Origin of the sequence: Acinetobacter stercoris (genome assembly GCF_900323515.1) — a bacterium.
In the GTDB taxonomy this organism is placed as follows: Bacteria; Pseudomonadota; Gammaproteobacteria; order Pseudomonadales; family Moraxellaceae; genus Acinetobacter; species Acinetobacter stercoris.
On record NZ_OOGT01000406.1, the window covers coordinates 1 to 1,173 of the forward strand.

Sequence of the window (1,173 nt, forward strand, 5' to 3'; positions counted from 1 at the left end):
CCGTAGATATAAAATAAAGGAAGATGAAATGGATATTTTTAAATCAGCCACTAAAAAGTTACTAATAGTAAGCCTCATCACATTAACTCAGATATCGCATGCAGAATTTAAACGTTTTTCTATATCAGCAGGGTGGTTACATGTTATGCCACAAGGTAATGCAAATCCTTTTAATATAAACACAGCTGTAGCCAATGGAACTAATTCAACTGTTGGGGCAATTTCTCCAAATGGATTTCTAAATGCTTTAGATCCAAGCGCAAAAGTACCAGATACAGATCAAACTTATAAAGATACATTGACACAACTTATAAATATGCCAGGGTTAGAGGAGCTTTTAAAAGATGAAAATGGAAATGTTAAGCCAGAGATAACAGGTTCAGCAACTGTGAACGATCTGGATAGATGGGAATCACGAGGAACTGGTCTAGAAGCTGATGATGTTGATACTTTAGGTTTAATGTTTAACTACTATATTAATGATAATGTATCATTACAATTGATTGGAGGAATTCCACCTAAGGTGGATATTAAAGGAAAAGGAGAGATTTTTGCCCCGATGTCTGGGATGGCGCATACTGGTATAGGCTTGGATATACCTCTTCTACAAGATATACCTATTACTACTCTAGGGAATAAATCTAAAGCTGCTACAGTCCGTGCATGGACTCCTGCTTTAGAAGCACAATACCAGTTTGGGAAATCAGGAGTAAATAAATTCCGCCCATATATTGGAGCGGGGTTGATGTATTCGCATTTCAGCAATATTAAATTAAATGGTCAAATAAAAGCAGATTTAATTTCTGCGGGACATATGATTCAAAATGTATTAGACGGTCAAGCTGGTGCTGCATTAGATGGAAAATCTTCCAATGCAAATCCATTTGTTCGAGTAAAAACTACTGATGCTATTGCACCTATTATTAGTCTTGGTGCCACTTATGATTTTACTTCAAATTGGTACGCAGTTGCGTCAGTGTCATATGCAAAACTAAATAATCGAGCCAATATTGATGTGATTGATAGTAAGACAGGAAAGCAGTTAATACATGCATCAACTAAAGTTGATATTGATCCATTAATCACTTATCTAGGTGTGGGGTATCGTTTTTAAGTAGATTTGATATCATCAATATATCTATATAGTCATAGAGCTCTTTTTTATAAAATAGT

1 protein-coding gene is annotated in these 1,173 nt (G+C 35.1%); it reads left to right on the forward strand.

The features are described from left to right. Positions 1 to 28: 28 nt before the first annotated feature. Positions 29 to 1,114 carry an OmpW/AlkL family protein gene (locus KPC_RS19895; RefSeq protein WP_121976016.1) on the forward strand — a complete coding sequence of 362 codons (1,086 nt, stop codon included), beginning with the start codon at positions 29 to 31 and terminating at the stop codon, positions 1,112 to 1,114. Positions 1,115 to 1,173 lie beyond the last annotated feature (59 nt).